This window comes from Mucilaginibacter arboris (assembly GCF_009754915.1).
GTDB lineage: Bacteria > Bacteroidota > Bacteroidia > Sphingobacteriales > Sphingobacteriaceae > Mucilaginibacter_A > Mucilaginibacter_A arboris.
Window position 1 is genome coordinate 310,482 of sequence record NZ_WPIK01000004.1, and the last position, 19,197, is coordinate 329,678.

Annotated in this window: 14 protein-coding genes and 1 tRNA gene; 13 read left to right on the forward strand and 2 right to left on the reverse strand. The window is 35.7% G+C overall.

Annotation, left to right across the window (positions count from 1 at the left end):
• The first annotated feature begins 1 nt into the window (after nucleotide 1).
• The 9 genes from GO621_RS06160 (at nucleotide 2) to GO621_RS06200 (ending at nucleotide 12,335) form a co-directional block, all read left to right on the forward strand.
• Nucleotides 2–1,828, forward strand: coding sequence for a TonB-dependent receptor (locus GO621_RS06160; protein ID WP_157565176.1), 1,827 nt, complete (start codon nucleotides 2–4; stop codon nucleotides 1,826–1,828).
• Nucleotides 1,829–1,868: 40 nt separating this feature from the next.
• Nucleotides 1,869–2,984, forward strand: a complete 1,116-nt coding sequence (locus tag GO621_RS06165; RefSeq protein WP_157565178.1) for an HU domain-containing protein — start codon at nucleotides 1,869–1,871, stop codon at nucleotides 2,982–2,984.
• Entirely contained in the window at nucleotides 2,985–3,698 is a 714-nt protein-coding gene (locus GO621_RS06170; protein WP_157565180.1) for a MotA/TolQ/ExbB proton channel family protein, read from the forward strand.
• Nucleotides 3,695–4,093, forward strand: coding sequence for an ExbD/TolR family protein (locus GO621_RS06175; protein WP_157565182.1), 399 nt, complete (start codon nucleotides 3,695–3,697; stop codon nucleotides 4,091–4,093). The genes GO621_RS06170 and GO621_RS06175 overlap by 4 nt, the downstream gene beginning before the upstream one ends.
• Nucleotide 4,094: 1 nt before the next feature.
• Nucleotides 4,095–4,910 (forward strand): energy transducer TonB, encoded by an 816-nt coding sequence (locus GO621_RS06180; protein ID WP_157565184.1) that lies wholly within the window; start codon nucleotides 4,095–4,097, stop codon nucleotides 4,908–4,910.
• 129 nt (nucleotides 4,911–5,039) lie between these two features.
• Entirely contained in the window at nucleotides 5,040–6,350 is a 1,311-nt protein-coding gene (locus tag GO621_RS06185; RefSeq protein ID WP_157565186.1) for a bifunctional folylpolyglutamate synthase/dihydrofolate synthase, read from the forward strand.
• A gap of 136 nt (nucleotides 6,351–6,486) precedes the next feature.
• Nucleotides 6,487–6,560 (forward strand) — tRNA-Pro (locus tag GO621_RS06190).
• 726 nt (nucleotides 6,561–7,286) lie between these two features.
• Complete coding sequence (locus tag GO621_RS06195) at nucleotides 7,287–8,450, forward strand: glycosyltransferase family 4 protein (protein WP_157565188.1); 1,164 nt, start codon at nucleotides 7,287–7,289, stop codon at nucleotides 8,448–8,450.
• A 699-nt stretch (nucleotides 8,451–9,149) separates the two neighbouring features.
• Nucleotides 9,150–12,335, forward strand: a complete 3,186-nt coding sequence (locus GO621_RS06200; protein WP_157565190.1) for a flagellar hook assembly protein FlgD — start codon at nucleotides 9,150–9,152, stop codon at nucleotides 12,333–12,335.
• 90 nt (nucleotides 12,336–12,425) lie between these two features.
• Here the strand turns inward: GO621_RS06200 and GO621_RS06205 are convergent, their stop codons facing one another.
• A complete protein-coding gene (locus GO621_RS06205; RefSeq protein WP_157565192.1) occupies nucleotides 12,426–13,613 on the reverse strand; it encodes a glycosyltransferase family 4 protein in 1,188 nt (395 codons plus the stop codon).
• Between the two features lie 249 nt (nucleotides 13,614–13,862).
• Here GO621_RS06205 and GO621_RS06210 point away from each other — a divergent pair, with 249 nt between their 5' ends.
• Nucleotides 13,863–14,828 carry a glycosyltransferase family 2 protein gene (locus GO621_RS06210; RefSeq protein ID WP_157565194.1) on the forward strand — a complete coding sequence of 322 codons (966 nt, stop codon included), beginning with the start codon at nucleotides 13,863–13,865 and terminating at the stop codon, nucleotides 14,826–14,828.
• 136 nt (nucleotides 14,829–14,964) lie between these two features.
• Here GO621_RS06210 and GO621_RS06215 read toward each other — a convergent pair whose 3' ends face one another.
• Nucleotides 14,965–16,173 carry a glycosyltransferase family 4 protein gene (locus tag GO621_RS06215; RefSeq protein ID WP_157565196.1) on the reverse strand — a complete coding sequence of 403 codons (1,209 nt, stop codon included), beginning with the start codon at nucleotides 16,171–16,173 and terminating at the stop codon, nucleotides 14,965–14,967.
• A 213-nt stretch (nucleotides 16,174–16,386) separates the two neighbouring features.
• Between GO621_RS06215 and rfaE1 the strand changes: the two genes are divergently transcribed.
• The 3 genes from rfaE1 (at nucleotide 16,387) to GO621_RS06230 (ending at nucleotide 19,197) form a co-directional block, all read left to right on the forward strand.
• Nucleotides 16,387–17,382: a D-glycero-beta-D-manno-heptose-7-phosphate kinase gene (gene rfaE1 / locus GO621_RS06220; RefSeq protein WP_157565198.1), complete on the forward strand. Its 996-nt coding sequence runs from the start codon at nucleotides 16,387–16,389 to the stop codon at nucleotides 17,380–17,382.
• A 2-nt stretch (nucleotides 17,383–17,384) separates the two neighbouring features.
• A complete protein-coding gene (gmhA, locus tag GO621_RS06225; protein ID WP_157565200.1) occupies nucleotides 17,385–17,939 on the forward strand; it encodes a D-sedoheptulose 7-phosphate isomerase in 555 nt (184 codons plus the stop codon).
• 112 nt (nucleotides 17,940–18,051) lie between these two features.
• Nucleotides 18,052–19,197: a glycosyltransferase family 9 protein gene (locus GO621_RS06230; protein WP_157565203.1), complete on the forward strand. Its 1,146-nt coding sequence runs from the start codon at nucleotides 18,052–18,054 to the stop codon at nucleotides 19,195–19,197.

Sequence of the window (19,197 nt, forward strand, 5' to 3'; positions counted from 1 at the left end):
AATGAAGTTAAAATATATCCTCACCGTTTTGTTGTTTGGCCTGATGCTTCATTCGGTTCCTGCATTTTCGCAACAAAAACCGGCACAGAAAAAAACAGTTTCTGCTAAAGCAAAAAAAACGGTAGCCCCAAAAAATACAGTTCCTGTTAAAACTACAAACGCTACAAAAAAAAGTACGGTAAAAACAGCATCGTCAGATACGACTAAAAAAGCAGGAAATGCGGCGGTTAAAAAACCGGAACAACAGCAAGGCTTGAACGAAGAAATTATTGTAAACGGCACTTATAAACCTGTTTTAGCGGATGCCGTAAAAATCCGCAGAAATCCAAACCTGGACGACAGGCAGGATTTTAAACCTGCTTTTACTTATACGAATTTATTGGATAAACGCCTGGACAACAACACTGGCATTCGTCCGCTGGATCCTATCCAGCTTCCAAAAACTGCTGACGATACCTTATATAACAATTACGCTAAAGCTGGCGTTGGCAATTTAAAAACTACTTTCGGAGAATTGTATATTAACAACGGCCGTGATGATGCTTTACAGGTTGGCGGTTATGCCAAGCATTTTGCCCAGCAGGGAAGTTTACCAAAACAGAATACCAGCAGGCAGGATATTGGTATTTTTGGAAAAAGCGTTGGTGATAACAACAGCGTAAGCGGCCGCATCGATTACAATCGTCGCAACAACTATTTTTATGGTTTTGACCAGGATAATCCTCCGGCAAAATTAACGCCGGGAAAACAACATTTTAATACGATAGCAGGCGAAGCAGAAATTGCCAAAAACTTTAAAGATGTAGAGAACGACTTCGTTTATGCAGTAAAAGTTAGCGGTTATGTTTTTAACAATGCTTACAAAGCTAAAGAAAACAACATTTTAGTTAATGTATCCATCAATCAAACCATAAAACAATTTTATGCCGGCTTAAATGCTTCGCTGGATGCCGGAAGCATCAAAGACAGTGCGTACAGCATTACCAATAACATTCTTCGGGCAAACCCTTATTTAAAATTACAGGGCGATAATTACAAAATTGACCTAGGTGTAAACCTGGTTTCTGTGTTTGGTTTTAATACCAGCTTCCGTATTTTTCCGGCAGCAAAAATTGAATTCCAGGTAATTCCTAAATACGTTCGGATTTTTGGTGAGTTACAGGGCGATGTAAACAAAACCTTGCTGCGTAACTTAACAGAAGAAAACCCTTTTCTGGATCAGAATATTGATATTAAAAACTCGATCAACCGTTACACCATCAGTGCAGGTTTAAAAGGAACTTTAGCGCCTGGCTTAGGCTTTAAAGCTGCTTTTATCCGTCAAAATATAAACAGCATGCCTTTGTTTGTTAACAACTTTAACTTTAGCAAGGGCCAGAATAAATTTATAGTGATATATGATGGTGGAAAATCAACTGTAACAGGATTTAACGGTGACCTGGATTTTAAAGCATCGGAAACACTGGATATTTTTGGAAAGCTGGAATATCGAAAATATGCAATGGCAACACAAGCCGAAGCATGGAACCTGCCTACTGCAAAATTAACTGCCGGAACGAATATCCATCTTAATAAAAAAATTACCATCAATGGCTCGTTATTGATCCGGGGCGAAACGAAAGACAGGATACCTACTTCTGCAACAGCTTTTCAAGTAGTTACCTTACCTTCTTTTGCTGATTTGAACGGCGGTGTGGATTACAAAATAACAAAACGTATTTCCTTGTTTGCACAAGCTAATAACCTGCTGAACAACAAATACCAGACTTATCTTTACTATCCGGCCTACGGTTTTAATATTTTTGGCGGTGCAAGCATCGGTTTTTGATCTATTTTGATGTTTTTGAATTTACCCTTATTTTTAACCGATGGATGTAGCCGCATATATTAAAGAACTGCTTTACCAGGAGCACTTTGTTTATGTGCCTGGTTTGGGTACTTTTTTAACGCGTAAAACCGCCAGCGTTTACAACCAGGGGCAGCAGCTTTTTTATCCGCCTAAAAACTGGATCGATTTTGTGGAGGAAGAAAAAAAGGATGATGCATTAGAAAACTACATGAGTGGGCAAAAAAATATTTCGGCAACAGCAGCAAGGTATTTTATAGATAAATTTGTTGATCAGCTTAAAGCTGATGCACTTAACAGAAATTTGCCGGTAAAAGAAGTATTGTTTCCTGAAACGGGCGAAGCTGTTTCAGCAAGCCTAAAAGAGCATACTGTTTTTAACCGGGAAAACTTTGGGTTGCCACCGGTAAACCTTCCTCCGGTAATTAAAGAAGAACCAATATTTACAGAAAAAGAGGCAGTAACGAAGCAGGATTATGTAGAAAACTTTTACCGTGAATTTTCAAAAAATTTGCCGGAAGAAGAGGAAAGCAATCCCCAAAAAAGCATCGGTTTCTGGTCTGCAGTGTTTTTACTGCTTACAGCTTGTATTTTAGGTTGCTACGCTTTGTATTTATATTATCCGGATATTTACAGCCGCTTAATCAACCATAACCAGCCGAAAGAGATAACGGTGGTACAAAAACCTGTTCTGGATACTATTCAACAAAAACAAACGATAAAAGAAGATAGCAGCCTTACAAAAAATACAACAGATACATCAGCCAACGTAACAAAAACAGTTACGGCTAAACCATCTGTAACAAAAAAAACGGTTGCAGTTATAAAACCAGCCGTAAAACCGCTGATAAAAGATACGGTTTCCGTTGCTGAAGCAGCAGACCCGGATTTAGTAGAAAAATCTCCTTACGAAATAATCGGTGCTACTTTTAAAACGTTAAAAGGAGCAAAAACTTTTTTAAGTCAGCTAAAAGCGAAAGGCATGCACCATGCCAAAATATTAAAGACATCAGGCAAGCTAAAGCTGATTACATTTGGTTCGTTCAAAGACAAAGAACCCGCACAAGCTGCATTAGAAAAATTGCGGGCAAGAGACCCTCATTCAGACGCTCATATACAACATTACACTATAAAATAAATGATTTTATTATTTCTACAGGCAACTAACGATACAGCGCAAAGAGCTGTCGATACTTTAAACCGGGCAGTACAAGCCGGTGCTGCACAACCGCATGAACTTCGCTTCGGCGATTTATTACTTAAAGGAGGCTGGGTAATGGTCCCGATCGGCATTTTAGCCGTATTAGGTTTGGTTATCTTTTTTGAACGTTTTTTTACGATAAGAAAAGCCGGATTGAACGAAGTTGCTTTAATGTCGCAGGTAAAAGCAAATGTAAGTTCCGGCAAGCTGGATTCGGCCATTGCCATTTGCCGCAACAGCAACTCGCCGCTTGGCCGGATGTTGCAAAAAGGTTTGATGCGGATTGGCCGACCAATTAAAGATATCGAAAGTGCTATTGAAAATACAGGCCGGCTGGAAGTTTCCCGCCTGGAAAAAAACATTGGAATTTTAGGAATTGTTGCCGGTATTGCGCCCATGTTTGGTTTCCTTGGAACAATTGCCGGTGTAATCAAAATTTTTTATGATATTTCTCAAACGGATAACATTAGCATGGGTGTAATTTCGGGCGGATTATACGTTAAAATGGTTACTTCCGCAGCAGGTTTATTGGTCGGGATTGTAGCATTTGTAGGCTACAATATTTTACAAATGATGGTAGATAAAGTAATTTTGAAACTGGAAACCGATTCGGTAGAGTTTATTGATCTGTTAGAAGAACCCAGCAAATGAATTTAAGAAAACGACATCTCCGCGCGCATGCAGAAGTAAATACTTCGGCCATGAACGATATTATGTTCTTTTTGCTGTTGTTTTTCCTGATTGCTTCTACCGTAACCAATCCGAATGTGATTAAGCTGATGCTGCCGAAATCATCATCCGGACAAGCAGTTTCTAAAAAAACTATTACGGTTTCCATCACCAAAGACCTTAAATATTATGTTGATAAAAAAGAAGTTCCTGTAGAAAACCTGGCAGCAACGCTTCAATCTTACACCAAAGTAGCTACAGAATTAACCATTGTTTTGTATGTAGATAAAACCGTAGCCATACAGGATGTAGTGCAGGTGATGGACACGGCCCAAAAACTGAATATTAAATTAGTGCTGGCAACAGAACCGAAGTAAAATGATACAGCAGCAGGAAGAAAATAATTATCCGAAAGCATTTTTGCTGACTGGGATTGTTTTGGGATTATTTTTGCTCCTCGCCTACTTCATCGTGTTTTCCATGCCACCAAAACAAGAGGAAGGTACAGGTGGCATTCTGGTGAATTATGGTACAACGGATGAAGGAATGGGAAAGGATTACATGAGTATGGAAGAGCCTTCTGTTGCCGAAAAGGCCAATAAAAGTAAACCGGACAAAGTAAAACCGGAAGCCAAACCAACCGAAAAAGTAAGTGCAGACAACAGCAATAAAAAGGTAGTTACCCAAACTACAGAAGATGCGCCGGAAGTGGCCCCGAACAGTAAAAAGCCAAGCAACACAGTTGCCACAAAAACAGATGTAAAAGAAGCAAAGCCACAGATCAACCAGAATGCTTTATATAAAGGCAAGAAAAATGATGGCACAGGCGAAGGTGATGGAACGGGCAACAAACCCGGAAACCAGGGAAAGCCAACCGGAACAACCTTAACCAATAATTACAATGGAACAGGTTCTGGTAATGGCGGAAGTTTAAACATGACCCAGCGGAGTTTTTTAACTAAACCTCACGTTTCTGATGATAACCACCGTGCCGGTAAAATTGTGGTTGACATCAGGGTTGATAAAAGCGGCAATGTGGTTTATGCACGTGCTGGTGCCCGCGGAACAACCATTAGCGATAGCGATTTGCTGGAGAAATGCGAAAACGCTGTATTGGGCGTAAAACTAAACGCGTCCGAAAATGCACCGGATACACAAGTTGGAACGGTAGTTTTTGTATTTAAAGTTCAGTAGGAATTTGGCTTTCAGCAATCAGTTTTTAGCTTAAAGTACAATCGACACAATGCTTCTTTTACCAACTAAAAATTAGCAAGCATGGTTTTAAGCCATGAACTATTAACCATTTACTAAAAGCTTCGCTTAATGACCTACCAGCAAACGCTTGAATATTTATACCAGCAGTTGCCGATGTTTACACGTGTTGGCGCTTCTGCTTTTAAAAAAGATTTAACCAATACTTTGTTGCTTTGCGAAAAATTAGGCAACCCGCAGCATCAATTTAAAAGTATTCATGTTGGCGGCACCAACGGCAAAGGTTCTACTTCGCACATGCTGGCAGCAGTTTTACAAATGGCAGGTTATAAAACCGGTTTGTACACCTCGCCTCATTTAAAAGATTTCCGGGAACGGATCCGCATCAACGGAGAAATGATTCCGGAACAGGAAGTGATTGATTTTACCGAATCCCAGCAGGAAAACATCGCTGCTATTGAACCTTCTTTTTTTGAGATGACCGTAGCTATGGCTTTTGATTATTTCGCCCGAAAAAAAGTAGATGTTGCTGTAATTGAAGTTGGTTTAGGCGGAAGGCTGGATTCTACAAACGTCATTACGCCTTTGCTTTCCATCATCACCAACATTGGCTGGGACCACATGAACTTATTAGGCAATACTTTACCGGAAATTGCTGCGGAAAAGGCCGGCATTATTAAACCAAATGTTCCTGTTGTTATTGGTGAGTACCAGCAAGAAGTAGCCGAAGTTTTTACGGAGAAAGCGAAACAGGAAAATGCGCCGTTAAGGTTTGCTTCGGAAGAATGGGTTACGCAAAAAACTGAAAGCAAAACTTCAACTGATCCTTTTATTGAAGTACAAGCCCAGACAACAGTTGCAGATTCAACCTTCAACCTTCAACCTTTAACCTTTAACCTCGACCTTACCGGTTCTTATCAGCTTAAAAATTTAAAAACAGTCCTGTCAGCAATTGATGGATTACGCCGGCAAGAATTTATAATAACCGATGATGCTGTTTTTACTGCCTTAAAAAAAGTAAAAGAACTAACTGGTTTAATGGGCAGATGGCAGACATTAAGCCATCAGCCTTTAATTATTTGCGATACCGGCCATAATCCCGAAGGAATTGCAGAAGTGTTAAAAAACATAGCGGCAACACCACATCAGCAATTGCATTTTGTTTTAGGAATGGTTGCCGATAAAGACATCAGTAAAATTTTAGCTTTATTGCCAAAAGATGCAACTTACTACTTTTGCAAGCCGGACATGCCACGGGGTTTACCGGCAGAAATATTAAAAGAGCAGGCAAAAAGTTTTCATTTAAGCGGCAACAATTTTAGCAGTGTAAAAGAAGCATTGGCAGCCGCAAAAGTTCAGGCACAAGCAAACGACCTTATTTTTGTTGGTGGAAGCACATTTGTAGTAGTAGAAGTATTTTAATTAGCCTTGGTTAAAACTTACAGAAATTTAAAATTTTAATAATCAAACCTTTAACGCGTACTTTAAATTTTTCTGCAAAGTTTTTCATTTTTTTATTTTGGATTGCTGATAAAAATTCTACTTTTGCAATCCCAAACGGGATGTAGCGTAGCCCGGTATCGCGCCACATTTGGGATGTGGAGGCCGCAGGTTCGAATCCTGCCATCCCGACTGCTACAAAAGCCTAACTAAATAAAATAGTTAGGCTTTTTTTAAGTATCCCCTTAGAATTAGACCTTATATAAAGTCCATTAGAAATTTACAATTATATAAAGTCCATTAGAAATTTACAATTAACTTTTGGAATCTTAAGTATTTTTAACTGTAACCTATTTAGGGAAAACTATTTTAATTGAAAAAATATATTAGACTTTATATAAGTCTATGATTTAGCACTGGGACTACTTTTAAATATAGAAAATTAGCTTTTTCACTGCGCTTAATGAAGGATAGGGAATTGTAAATCTTTATCTCTTGTCGAGCAAATTAAAGTTTTACCAATAAACCGTGTATTAAATTATAGTAAAAAAATTAAAACGACGGCATCAAACCTAATTTTATAAAATTTGATAGGGTTAGGTTATCTAAAACTTTTGAATATTTCTAAAGGCGATATCAAAGGTTCAGAATTAATAACTAACCAAATAATTAAAGCATACAAAAGGATTGTATGAAAGGCTGCAATATTTTATAATTGATAATTATTGGCATGCAATGAAGCAGGTTAGGTTTATAAAAAAACTAATTATAACAGCAATAAATATAAATTTGAAAACAAAAGTTTTTAAATACAAGCTTAAACTAAGGGATGGTTTACTCGAGCGTGTAGCCACTTATTGTTTTGATTAGTATAATTAAGAAAGTTGTGAAATAAATTTTTAGCTACTAATTCAACTAATGAAGAAATATAAAATATTGTTTTTATCTGAAGCAGATCCTCTAGATAAACGTGCCTGGTCTGGTACATTATATTATATGAATGCACAATTAAGTAAACATTTTGAGGTAACAAACGTAGGACCCATCCCAAATTTATCAGGTTTTTGGAATTTAATGTTTAAAATATACGCTTCTATAAATCACAGGCTATTCAATAAATTTTATGATACCAATCATTCTAAACTAATTGGGAAATTAAATCTAAAAAAAGTCAAAGAAAAGGTTTATGGTGCCTATGATTTTATCTATGCCCCTGCCGCATCTAGAGAAGTAAGCCAGATTAAAAAAATTAAAATACCTATTCTATATGCCTCTGACATTACTTTTGATTTGATTAAAGAAAAATATGGTTTTGAAATCCTCTTTGATTTTTCTAAAAAAGAAGGCGACGAGGTTGAACGCTTAGCCATTAATCGTTCAACATTGTGTTTATACTGCTCGGATTGGGCAGCAAGTTCTGCTATTAATACCTATGGTGCAAATCCCGATAAAGTATATGTTGTTCCATTTGGTGCTAATATCAACACTTTGCCTGATTATCATGTAGAAAAAAAAGCAAAATATAAAACTTTGGAAATTCTTTTTTTAGGTGTTGACTGGGTTAGAAAAGGGGGTGATATTGTTTTAAAAACATATCTATTGTTAAAAGCCAAGGGAATTGATGTTCATTTAACGATTTGTGGCTGCCTTCCTCCAATAGATTTAAGTAGTACAGATGTCACAATTATTCCTTTTATAGATAAAAGAAAACCTGAGGGTGTTAAAGCATTTGATTCTTTGTTAACTAAATCTCATCTGCTGTTTGTACCCTCCCAGGCAGAAGCTTTTGGAATTGTATTTTGCGAAGCTGCTGCGTATGGCATACCGGTTATCAGCAGAGATGCGGGTGGTATTTCTTCTATTGTTAAAAATGGCATTAATGGTTACTGCCTACCTCCTGATGCTACTGAATATGATTACTTTAATACAATCACGAAGATTGTAAATGACAGAGAACTTTATGCTCAGTTAAGTCAGGACAGCAGAAAAAAGTATTTAGAAGAATTAAACTGGGATAAATGGGGCGAAAGCGTACATGATATTATTACAAATTATTTAGTGAAAAATAAAAGTAGTTATTAGCTGTTTCAAATCTTAATTTTCAGCACCTCATGTGTGCTAAATATAATTCATCGTTGCTTAACTGAAGTTCGAAGTTCTATCTCAATTTACTGTGTAAATATATACTAATTGATTATTGATGCTGCTGATATAATATAAGAAGCTGTTTAACTTTTTTATTCAAAAATTGATTTTTAGTAATAAAGTAAATCATCCCCCAACCCGTTTAAAGGGGAACTTGCAAACGAATCTATCCTAAACCAATCTTAAAAATGTTAGAAAGATAGCCGCCCTGCAATTCCCCCTTTGAAGGGGGCAAGTCCAATGAATCTATTTTTACCCATAAAAGAAGCATTCTATAAAATCCCGTAAGGATAAGTTTAAATAACTTCTAAGCTTAATTTATTTAATAAATTAAGCTTATTTATCTCTTAGCATCCTATACATCTATTATATTTTCTATCGGGTTTCCATGCTTCTTTTCCTACAAATAATCTTATATAGCTGGGGGTTATTCAGTTTCTAATACTCTCTCTCCTTTTACTAATAAACTAAAGATAGGATAACTTTTTATTGAAAACTGCCGTTAAAAGAGGTTTAGCCATATAGAAACTTATAGGAAAGCAGGTTTTTTGAACTTAATAATAGAAGAAGTAAACAAAACATAACAAATAATTTAAGAAACTTTTCTTAAATTACTAATAACGAGCCGGATATTAGATGGAGAAATTAATTATAAAGTTTTCAAGACTCAAGTTTAAAAATCAAAATTATACCATTAAAAGCTTACATATAAATTCGATTAAAACGTTTTGTGTAGTATTATTATCATTTATTTTTGTATCATTAACCGTAAAAGCACAGCAAGTAACAAATGTTGGATGTTGCGTAGATATTGGAACTAAGGCCACCATCATTATTAATGGTAATAGTACTGCTTCAACCGCTGCGAGTACTTCCCTTGTTAACAATACTACTGTTAATGGTGGTTTTGATTTCAAATTAGATGCTGCTGCTAATACCTCTGCTGGCGTTTATGATGCTAACGGTGTTTTAGTACGTACCTTATGGAGTGGAGTGCATTATGATGCAAGCTGTTATCATGGCCAATGGGATGGCTATCTGGACGATGGTGCCACCCTTGCACCTGTTGGTATTTATACTGTAAAAATAGTATCTAACAATATAGCCGTTACCTGGGAAGGCACAGTTGGCAATACCTCTTTAAACCTGACCGGGCCATACATCCACAAAGGCTACTTCCCAATGCAATGTATAGCCTTAACTTCGGACAAGTTCTTTTATGGTTCTGGTTACAGTGAAGCGCAATCTGCTAACCACTTTGGCAGTTTAAACAATATTCAAGTTAGGGGCGATGCCTTAAACGGAAATACTACACAATCTACTTATTTGGTTGCAACAGACGGAACTAAGGTTTACTGGGGTGGCATGGATGCAAATAGTGGAACTGGTACAGATTCGGGGCGAAACAATATGAACCTATTTGTTTTCGGAACAGATTTAAACAATAACCAGGTTTCTTTTTCATCAGGGCAGCCCTATCAAACAAACGCCTCAAGTACAGTATATAAATCAATTATAGGGCTTACATCTTCAGGTACATATAATGCGGCACTAAATGGGTTGAGCGTTCAGCAATCCGGTAATTTCTTGTTTCTATCCTTTAATAAATTAAACAGGCTTTTGATACTTAATAAAAACACAGGTGCAACAGTTCAGGATTTGACCATTAGTAACATAGGTTATATTTCATGCGATTATAGTGGGAATGTTTGGATAGGAACAGCTACTTCAACTCCCATCAGCAGCACCTTTGGGGTAACACAATCCGCTAATGGTAAGATTACAAAATACACTGTAAATAGTTCCACAGGGGCAATTACGCCTACCACTACGGTTATAAACAACTATACAATTTATAAAAATGGGACTAACTTAGATGTAGAACAATTTGCAATTTCGCCAACCACCGGAGAATTAGCCTTAACAGATGTAGTTACAGAGCAAATTAAGTTTTATAACACAGCCACCGGCGCCTTAAATTCTACTTTAGGCCAGGCCGGAGGTTATGCCAGTGGCCCTGCCGTAACTTATGATAAATACATGATGGTAGGCTTTATGGATGGAACAAAACCATTTATAGCGTATCAGCCCGACGGTTCATTTTGGTTTGGTGATATTGGCAATTTCAGGACTTTACATTTTAATGCCGATAAAACCTATAAGGAGCAAATAGCTTATTTAGGAAGGTCAAGGGCTGTTACCATAGATATGAATGACCCTGCCCGGATTTTTGCTAATTTTTCAGAGTTTAGAAGGGATTACTCAAAGCCTTTAGCTGGCACAAATGGAAGCTGGGCTTTGGCAAATAACTGGTATTATGGTTTAACGGCGGCCCAAAGTAACGCTTCGGAAGCTGGTTTTTATCAGGTTGCAACAGTAAATGGGCATACCTATGCAAATCTTTGTGGTGGTGGTCCTGGAATAATTGAACTGACATCAACAGGTTTGCGTAATGCTTATCCTGACGGGAATAGGTTTGACAGTAATTTAAACCTTTATTATGGTGAACCCGCTTATGGAAATGGGCAAACCAGTCGAACTTATAGAAAATTAAGGACTGGTTTTGACGGAAGCAACAATCCAACCTATGCTTCTGGTTACTATGTTTTTACTACTGCACCGGCCACTATCAATCAGCCGGGGTATGGTACAACGGATATAAGGGTAGTAAATTCAACACTCTCTAAATGGATATACTGGAAAGGCACTAATTATGAGGGCTTTCATTTAGGGAGCATTAAAGCTGGCGGGACTACATGGGAATGGCTGGCAACACCTTCAACATTTACTTCCTACTCAGGTTCTTATCCTTTAGATGGCACTTTAGATATTGGAAATACAAAAAACAATGATAACGCCGATGCTATTTATGTTGATAATTTAATTTTCTGGCACGATCACGGTGAGTTTTATAAGGGCGGATCTGAACAACCAAATATGTGGAACCTGTTTAGCGACAACGGGCTATTACTTCAAAACTTTGGAGAAGAAATAAGAAGCCCGGGAGGCGTAACGGCGGGTGTATGGGAAGCCGGAAATTCTTATTCAGGAGCAGTTTCTAAGAATGGCAATAACTATACTGGCGTTTATTGTGATGAAAGCTACCACAGTGGCGTAGGCGAGTTTACCATATCAAACACGGCAAGCATCAGTACACAAACTGTTGCTGTTACGGTAAGCCTGGCCAACCCAATTACCCCATATGTTGATGCAACTTACTTAATGGCTGACGTACCTTATAAAAACACAACTTACGCAGGAAGTCAATGGGTTTTCTCACCTTCTACATTCGATGGTAATTGGAACGTTAAAACCAGCATCCTATCTTATAAAAAGCAATTTCCAGATCTATACGTTTACAGTAATACACAGTTTGTAAACAAAACGGCAAGCAGAAGTTTAGGAACGAATAATACAAACAATTGGACGTTAACCGGCAAAATTGCATGGGTCGGTTTAAAAAGCTACCAGAACGCAAATAATACAAATGTTCAAGTTTTAGATGCTGCCGGAAAGGTAATTGCAAACCTTACTGTAAAATATGATCCCCCCAATAATTATGTTGCTGGTATAGTATTTAATGGCACTACTGTTCATTCTGGTACTAACGGTGAACTAACTATACTCACCCAACCATTGCAAGACTTTAGCATTAAAAATGTAAATGGAATAATCACTTTTAGTTATGCCGGTTATACGTATAATACATCGGCCACTTTTGATAATTCTGCAAATAAAAGCACCCCTGCCAAATTTACAGTTAACTTAAATGATAATAATGCAGTAATTACTATTTCCGAACTTCATTTCAAAGCAATTTAAACTAAAATTTCTACTTGAAGTAAGTTATAACTAATAGTAAATAATTGATTATAGCAATAATTGAAACCTGAAGGAAGCAGTTTTAAGACATCATACCTTTAACAAAGCTTTTTTATAAACCTCTTTTGTTTGATTTGCTGTTTTTTCCCATGAAAACTTTTTAAGTTGTTCATATCCTTTTGCAATTTTTTCTTCGCGTAAAGCCGGATTATTAACAACATTTTTTAAAGCATTTAAAATAGATTCCGGATTTTTAGGTTCAAAGTAAACAGCGGCATCTTCGCCAATTTCAGATAAAGAACTTGAATTGCTGATTACAGCAGGGCATCCACAGCTAAATGCTTCCAACACAGGCAACCCAAAACCTTCATAAACAGAAGGAAATACAAAAGCTATAGCGTTTTGATAAAGATAAATCAGTTCATCATCATTTACAAATGTATTGTAAACACAATCTTGAATACCTAATTTATTAAACAAATATTGCTCAGATGCATTAAAAGGAGAGCCAGTGCAAACAATGTTAAGATCGTTATTTTTTAGCTTTAGCGAAGCAAACATTTGCGCAAAAAAAAGAAAGTTTTTATAATCAAGCCTTCCCCCAACAAACAGCAGATACTTTTCGGGAATTTTTTTCTTAAACTCTTCAGATACATGCCCTGATTTTTCCTCTAAAGAATTTGCTAAATAAATTACATCTATTTTTTGTTCATCCACATTAAAAATATTAATCAGGTCCTTTTTTGTATTTTCAGAAACTGTAATGATCCGGTCGGCCCTTTCTATCATGGCTTTGTTTTTATCCGGTTGATACAACATCATTTCAGGAAAAACTTGGTTAATTAAATCATGAATGGTTAGAACATAAGTTTTATCACCAATATAATCCATAAAGTAACTATCAAAATAAGTGGGATGAAAGATGTCGAAATTACCTTGTTTTATTTTTTCAATATTCAGAGCCTTGTTTTTCTCATATTCCATAACCAGAAATCGTTCTTTATGAATTTGGTTAGTGATCTTATATAATAATTTTTCTTTTACAAATGCTGCTTTAGATATAAAATTGACATTATCCTTTAACTGAAAAGGATGCGGTAGTAATTTTTTACTAAAAAAAGGATGTTTTTTTAAATAAATATTACTTGAGTATATTACAGGGATTTCCCAATCAATAAAATTATCCTGATCGAATTGAGTAATAAGCTCATAAATATATCTTGAAATCCCTCCTACATTTTGGTTGGAAAATATTTGGAAGTCATATAAAATTTTCATGTTTAAGTCTAATTACATCCTAATAACAGTGCAACTTGCAATATATAAAAATATCAAATAAAACCTCCTGCTCCTTTCCGCTTTTTGTTTAATAATAGCTCAGTTATTCATTTTTATACTTTAAAGTAAAGTCCAATTCTACTCATTATAAATATTTTGTCTTCGTTATCAATAAAAACAAACCTTTTGTCTTAATAAATAACGCTGTAATACTTTACATTTGAACTTATAAAAATTTAAACTTTATAAATGGCTTCTGCTCCTTTAGTGTCTATTATTATTCCCTGTTTTAATTATGGAAAATTTTTATCTGATGCATTAGACAGCGCATTGGCACAAACCTATTCTAACTGGGAATGTATTGTTGTGAATGATGGTTCAACAGATAATAGTGAAGTTATCGGAAGAAAGTATGAAAATAGTGACTCCCGCTTTAAATATATTTATCAAGAAAATGCTGGACATTCTGCAGCACGAAACACGGCATTAAAGGCGTCAAAAGGAAAGTACATACAGTTTTTAGATGCTGATGATATGCTTGAAAATGAAAAGCTAAATCTTCAGGTAGCTCTTATGGAAGAAAATACTGCCATTGATCTGGTTTATAGTGATATATTAGGATTTTTAGATAAGGACCCTACAAGAAAACTAACACCTGCTAATTTTTTCACACAACCGCTTATTTCAGGAAAAGGCGAAGCACTTATTGCAAATTTGATACCTACTAACTTTTTTTTGCCAGGTTGTGTTATGATGAGAAGGATAATATATGAAAAAGTAGGAACTATGAAAGCAAGTTATGGATTTGAAGACTGGGAATATTTTTTCAGAATAGCTTTTGAAGGTTTTTCTTTTTATCATGATCCCCGGGAAGGAGTAAGACTATTATCCCGAACGCATGGAAACAACACTACGCATAAAGGTATGGAAATGATCAAATCCAAGATTGTAGTCCGAAAAGAAATTATAAAGGTTACAAATAATTATCTTAAAGAAAACAAATTGAATTTAAGCCAGGACTTCATCCAAAAACTTCAAAAAGAGCATAAAAAATTATTAATTGCCGATCAGGCTGTATCTAGTCTTTATGCAAAAAGGTATTTTAACGGGATTAAATTTCTTTTATTAGACACTTATTACTCAGGCAAGCCTTTTCATGCTTTAAGTAATGGGTTGAGATGGACATATTATGGATTGAAGAAAGCATTTGGATAATAAAACTTCAGATAGCTCCTTAACTTTTCTGATTAATAATGCTTCTTTTAGCATTAAAAAACTTTCATACTGATTTAATTTAATTTTAGTAGGTAAAAGAAGCATGGTAAACTATTAAATAGAAGCTTAAACTGATTTAAGTGTTTTCTAAAACCTGTTTGTAACCATCGACATTACTTTTCAAAAAATTATCCCAACTGAATTTTCCTGCCTGAACTAATGAATCGACAGACATTTTTTCCCTTAATGCAGAATTACCGTAAACATTAAGCATTGCGCTACAAAGCGTATTAGTATCACGAGGATCTATTAATAGGCCAGCACTACCTACAACCTCAGGAAGCGAGGATGTATTTGATACAATAACAGGAGTACCGCACTGCATTGCCTCCAATGGTGGCAACCCGAACCCCTCATAGAATGACATATAAACGAAAGCTAATGCACCACTATATAAAAAAGCTAAATCTTCATCTGCAACATAACCTGTAAGTATTATTTTCGATTTAATTGCCGAAGCATTTTCTATTTCATTAAATATCTTATCAAAATCCCATCCTTTAGTGCCTGCTAAAACTAAATAAACATCGTTTAAATGTTCTTCCTGAATTAGTTTGATAAAACATCTGATGATATGATCGATGTTTTTTCGAGGTTCAAGAGTTGACAGACTTAAAAAATACTGCTTATCGCTTAGGTTATATTTTGCCTTAACTGTTTCAATTTCTTTAGTGTTTGTACATTTAAAAAAACGCGTTTTAGATGCAGCAAGAGGTGTTACAAAAACCCTTTCAGGATCAATTGAAAAATACTCGCAAAGATCATTTTTAGTTGAATCAGATACACAAAAGTACCAGCCCTTTTTTTGATTACTTAATATAGCAGCTTTAACAAGGGGATTAGTATTATTTTCAAAATATTCAGGATAGATAATGGGAATTAGATCATGAACAGTTAAAAATGATTGGATTTTTTGATTAGCAGTTACTTCTTCTAAAACAGGAAAAAACGGAGAATGATATATATCAGCTTTTTTTACTAAAGTATTAATGTTTGTAGAAGGAAGAATTGTTTCTATAATTTTATTATTACCTATACTGATTTTTATTTTATTAATTATCCTGTCTTTTATAGTTGGATACGATATTGGTTTCTTAGAAATATATTCATTTAATAAATACTGTGATGATTCTGACGGATAATGTGGTGAAATAAAGCTAACGTCGCAATCAGAACTATTTACCAAACCTTTTGTAAGTTCATTAGCTACTCTAAAAACACCAGTTCTTCTGCTATCATTCAAATATGAAGCGCCTAAAGCCATGATGTCTAATATAATTTTCATAAGGAAAAATACTTTCTTATTATCATTACCAAAATAATAATGTGACCAAGATAAGAATTGCTTAACAAGTTTTAATCTGGTAATTAGAAATGGAAAGGTTTTATACCTTTAAAAATGGAGGATTATTGAAAATTAAAGTAAATTTTAGAGAACCGACAATCTTTGATATATTGTGTGCATCAATTATTATTAAAATTGTTTGATAAAAACAGCATGCTCCTCGATAAAATACGTTCTTTGCCGACCGGTTTAAAACCTCCCAAGATCCTTATTATTGGCGACCTGATGATCGATCAGTACATCTGGGGCGATGCCAACCGGTTATCGCCCGAAGCACCGGTGCCTATTGTAAACGTAAAAAAAGAATCGAGCACTTTGGGCGGCGCCGGAAACGTGGCCCAAAACTTAATTTCTTTTGGGGCCGAAGTGATTGTTGCAGGCTTAATTGGGGATGACCAGGCCGGAAAAGAACTTTTGGCGGTTTTGGTAGATGAAAATGCAGACCCAACGGGCATTGTGATCGATACGGAACGGCCAACCACCATCAAAACACGCATTATTGCAGGAAGCCATCAGATTGTAAGGGTCGACCGCGAAGTAAGCGAACCGATCAGCAAAAGCTCCGAAGACGAACTGTTCAATAAAATCCACGCTCATCTTGCCGGAGCAGATATGGTCCTTTTTTCTGATTATAACAAAGGCGTGCTTTCCCCTTCCCTTTGTGCCCGCGTGATCAGGCATTGCAATTCCCTTAATAAAAAAGTGATTGTTGATCCGAAAGGCCTTGATTTCGCCAAGTACAAAGGCGCTTTTATCATCAAACCCAATAAAAAAGAACTGGCGCAGGCGGTTAAATTCGAAAAGATCAGCAGTACCCAGGAACTGCAAAACGCAGCTTCAGCTTTGTTTGAACTAACAGATGCCGCTTACCTGGTGGTAACTTTGTCGGAAGAAGGGATTGCTATCCTGACAAAAGAAAGCTACCAATTATTAGACGTTAAGGCAACCGAAGTATTTGATGTAACCGGCGCGGGGGATACCGTTCTGGCTACTTTGGCTTATTTTATTGCGCTTGGTTTTTCGGTAGAAGAAGCCTGCGAACTGGCCAACCACGCAGCAGCAATTGTGATCAGGAGGGTTGGAAGCGCAACCACTTCGGTTAAAGAAATTTTGGAAGACATGGAAAACGATCAGCAAAACAACAATTAGAAATGGTAGCAGAAGAATTAAAAAGCCATCAGGAAACGATCAGCAAAGTAATTGAGATGCTTCTTTTACCGATAGAAAATGGTTGCGCCATAATCATCGAAACGGTGTTAAAAGGCAACAAACTGTTAATTGCCGGGAACGGCGGAAGTGCATCAGATGCGCAGCATATTGCTGCCGAATTTACCGGCAGGTTTGTGAAAGAACGGAAACCTTTGGCTGCCATTGCCCTTTCTACCGATACTTCTGCCCTAACTGCAATTAGCAATGATTACGGTTTTGAAAACGTTTTCAGCAGGCAATTAGAAGCTTTAGCTGTTCCGGGAGATCTTTTTTTAGGGATTTCTACCAGCGGCAACAGTGCCAATGTACTCAAAGCATTGGAATCAGCAAAAAAGGCAGGTTGCAAAACGATTGGCCTTTCAGGCCGTGACGGCGGAAAAATGAATAGTTTATGCGATTTGAATATTGTTGTCCCTTCTGATATTACTGCCCGCATCCAGGAAATGCACATTTTGATCGGACATATTTTTTGTAAAGCTGTAGATGAGCTGTTTTGAAGATTAAAACTTATTAATTACAAATTTTATTGGGCTTACTTGCATAATCTAATATTTATTTTACGCTAAAAAGCTTACTACTAACATAAGTAATTAGCCTCTTTATATAGTAATGAAAATTAAACAACTTTTATCAAAAGCTTACAGATCATTATTTTTAATACACCTTCCGTTTTATACAAATAATATATTAATTATAAGATTAGACAATATTGGTGATTATATCTTATTCAGAAATGGTTTAAAGCAAATAAGAATTAGTGATAGGTTTAAAAATCGGAAAATTACTTTATTAGGAAATAAAGTATTTAAAGATATTGCCGAAAATTTTGACAATAAGGAAATTGATAATTTTATTTGGATTGATCCTAAAATATTAAACAATAACTTAAAGAAGATTGCTTTAATATGTAAGTTGAAATTACGCGCCTATCATACAATCATCAATCCTGTTCATCATAGATACATTAATAATGATTTATTTATTAAATATATTAATGCAAAACAAGCTATTGGAAGTAAAGGGCATTCCAGGCAACCTGCGAACCAAGAAAAGCAATTATCTGAAAGCTGTTATACCGAGCTAATTGACATTCCAGGTGATGCAACATTTGAATTTTTCCGTAATGTTGCATTTATCGAAAACCTAACACAATTATATAATAGTCAATACAAATTAGAAATAGCTTTAGCAAAAAATAAACAGGAAAAAATAAACAATTCATCGAAAATTAGAATAGTTATTGTTCCGGGTGCTTCTGCAGAATTTAGAAGGTGGAGCACTAAAAATATTTTGGATTTGATTATAAATTTAAATGATGAATATAATAAAAAATGTATTTTTTATTTAACCGGAAGTAAAAGTGAGATACATCTTGGTGAACAAATATGCAGAAATATACCTACTCATGTAACAATTGAAAATTTAATAGGAAAAACTACGCTATTGGAAACCATAGAAATAGTTAATAATTCTGATTTATTAATTTCAAATGAAACCGGCACTGTCCATATAGCTGCCGCACTTAAAACGCCTGCTGTTTGTATATCTAATGGAAATGACTTTGGACGTTTTAACCCTTATCCATCAACTCTTGCAGAAAATATTATAACACTTTACCCTATTGATAATTTTTATAAAAACGAGCTGTATCAAACAAATGTTCAAAAATTTCATATTTCAGATCTCGATATAAATGATATAACTGTTCAGTCTGTCTTTGAAGCTGCAAAAACTTTAATCGAAAAAGTTAATTAG

What these genes read in the sequence shown, in the direction of transcription:
- GO621_RS06160 (WP_157565176.1), top strand. Translation starts at nt 2, where the DNA reads ATGAAGTTAAAATATATCCTCACCGTTTTGTTGTTTGGCCTGATGCTT.
- GO621_RS06165 (WP_157565178.1), top strand. Translation starts at nt 1,869, where the DNA reads ATGGATGTAGCCGCATATATTAAAGAACTGCTTTACCAGGAGCACTTT.
- GO621_RS06170 (WP_157565180.1), top strand. Translation starts at nt 2,985, where the DNA reads ATGATTTTATTATTTCTACAGGCAACTAACGATACAGCGCAAAGAGCT.
- GO621_RS06175 (WP_157565182.1), top strand. Translation starts at nt 3,695, where the DNA reads ATGAATTTAAGAAAACGACATCTCCGCGCGCATGCAGAAGTAAATACT.
- GO621_RS06180 (WP_157565184.1), top strand. Translation starts at nt 4,095, where the DNA reads ATGATACAGCAGCAGGAAGAAAATAATTATCCGAAAGCATTTTTGCTG.
- GO621_RS06185 (WP_157565186.1), top strand. Translation starts at nt 5,040, where the DNA reads ATGACCTACCAGCAAACGCTTGAATATTTATACCAGCAGTTGCCGATG.
- GO621_RS06195 (WP_157565188.1), top strand. Translation starts at nt 7,287, where the DNA reads ATGAAGAAATATAAAATATTGTTTTTATCTGAAGCAGATCCTCTAGAT.
- GO621_RS06200 (WP_157565190.1), top strand. Translation starts at nt 9,150, where the DNA reads ATGGAGAAATTAATTATAAAGTTTTCAAGACTCAAGTTTAAAAATCAA.
- GO621_RS06205 (WP_157565192.1), bottom strand. Translation starts at nt 13,613, where the DNA reads ATGAAAATTTTATATGACTTCCAAATATTTTCCAACCAAAATGTAGGA.
- GO621_RS06210 (WP_157565194.1), top strand. Translation starts at nt 13,863, where the DNA reads ATGGCTTCTGCTCCTTTAGTGTCTATTATTATTCCCTGTTTTAATTAT.
- GO621_RS06215 (WP_157565196.1), bottom strand. Translation starts at nt 16,173, where the DNA reads ATGAAAATTATATTAGACATCATGGCTTTAGGCGCTTCATATTTGAAT.
- rfaE1 (WP_157565198.1), top strand. Translation starts at nt 16,387, where the DNA reads ATGCTCCTCGATAAAATACGTTCTTTGCCGACCGGTTTAAAACCTCCC.
- gmhA (WP_157565200.1), top strand. Translation starts at nt 17,385, where the DNA reads ATGGTAGCAGAAGAATTAAAAAGCCATCAGGAAACGATCAGCAAAGTA.
- GO621_RS06230 (WP_157565203.1), top strand. Translation starts at nt 18,052, where the DNA reads ATGAAAATTAAACAACTTTTATCAAAAGCTTACAGATCATTATTTTTA.